At 43.2% G+C, this 1,837-nt stretch carries 1 protein-coding gene; it reads right to left on the bottom strand.

All coding sequences use genetic code 11. The annotated features are described in order from the left end of the window. Positions 1-330 precede the first annotated feature (330 nt). Positions 331-822, bottom strand: coding sequence for a shikimate kinase (locus ACFPPD_RS16645; protein WP_378082670.1), 492 nt, complete (start codon positions 820-822; stop codon positions 331-333). Positions 823-1,837 lie beyond the last annotated feature (1,015 nt).

The raw sequence follows: 1,837 nt of genomic DNA, 5'->3' as shown, positions 1-1,837 counted from the left end.
ATACGATTAGTAAAATCCAAAAACAGTATCTAATTAATGATTTCATAATCTCCTCCGAATCAAACTTCAAAATCTGCATTAGGCACGTTTCATCTAACGTAAATGTGTTCACGACGTCCCACCACCTTAAGCCCGAAGGGCGGCCGCGATGCGGTTAGGTGGTGCGGATGTGTCCGGCTGATTACGCTTCCCTGCTACTGAATTACTCCAGTCGAATACGCTTCCCTACTCCTGCCGGACCGAGGGCCGAATGGCCCGAAGCGTGAACATGGTGTTATATGAAGGCCCCGGCTACAACGCATTACCCTCAAATAATAAATTAAATTTTTATCAGGGTATCTGATTCATTATTTTCACTACCAATTCTTCGATTCCAAGATTTTCAGCATCAATAATTATATCAGCATAAGATTCATACAAAGGACATCTTTCCTGATATAACTGAAGTAAAGTTTGGTCCTCCCTTAAGACTACACCTCTTTGTTTTGCATTTCCCAGACGTTTTTGTATCGTTTCATAGCTTAATTTGAGATAGATCACTGTTCCAATTTCTTTAAGATGTGCCATCGCCTCAACACCATAAACCACACTTCCTCCGGTAGCTATTATGGAGTGTTCGACTTGTAAAGATGCATTCACTTGGTTCTCAATTGAAATAAAGCTGTTGATTCCATCCTGTGAAATAATATCTTTCAAAAGTCGATTTTCTTGATTTTGAATTAAAAGGTCACTGTCTACAAAATCATAACCCATCACTTTTGCTAAAATAACGCCGACTGTACTTTTCCCTGCTGTCGGCATACCGATAAGCACTACATTCATCATGTCGTCCTCAGTTCTATAGGTGTATAAGTCTTAATGAATTATTTGATTTAAAGCTCTTCGGGGCTTTCATATAACGTTCATGTGTTCACGACGTCCCACCACCTTAAGCCCGAAGGGCGGCCGCGATGCGGTTAGGTGGTGCGGATGTGTCCGGCTGAATTACTTACAGTTGCTGAGCTACTCCAGTCGAATCCGCTTCCCTACTTCTGCCGGACCGAGGCGGCTCGTCCGCCGATGCGTGAACATGGTGTTATACGATGTTGGACTATTCCTCGTAAGGTGCACCACTTCAGACTAGCTTCCGAGCTCGAATATGCCCTTAAAATCGTTAGACTATTTCGCTGTATCTCAGAACGCCGCAATAACTCTTGCCATCTCATCTTGACTACTTCTTCGTTAATCCTCATGTTCCTGCTTCATTGCCAATCTCGCTGTTCTCTAGACACCGACAATTACTACTTCCTGGCTCAGCCCTCATAAACTAATCAAATCCCTTGCCTTCAAGCCTCTAACTATTAAAATAATTCGATTTTGACCTTCTACTTTCAGGCACCTTTGCCCCAGCTGCTCTTAACCTATGTAATATCAGGTGCCTTCAAGTTTTCAAAATCGTTCGTACTTGACCTTCCCATTAAGCACTTCTTGCTTTTGACTTTCCACTTTCAGGCACCTTTGCCCCAGCAGCTCTTAACCTATGTAATGTTAGGTGCCTCTAAATTTCAAAATATGAATTCGTTCCTTAAACCCATTCAACTCATTAACCGATTATGATCTTAATTGCCATGCACGCTGTAACTAAGTCCCTCGAAACCTGAAATACTACATGTCACTTCTCTGAAACCAGATGGCAATCTCGATTGTACGCATACAGTTGCTTTAATTCGCAGTAGCTTCGAGTCCAATTTCGTATATCGTTCATGTGTTCACGACGTCCCACCACCTTAAGCCCGAAGGGCGGCCGCGATGCGGTTAGGTGGTGCGGATGTGTCCGGCTGATTATGCTTCCTTGCTG

Origin of the sequence: Cohnella suwonensis (assembly GCF_042655365.1) — a bacterium.
GTDB classification, from domain to species: Bacteria; Bacillota; Bacilli; order Paenibacillales; family Paenibacillaceae; genus Cohnella; species Cohnella suwonensis.
Note: the sequence above shows the minus strand (reverse complement) of the source record. Positions and strands in the feature narration are given on the sequence as shown.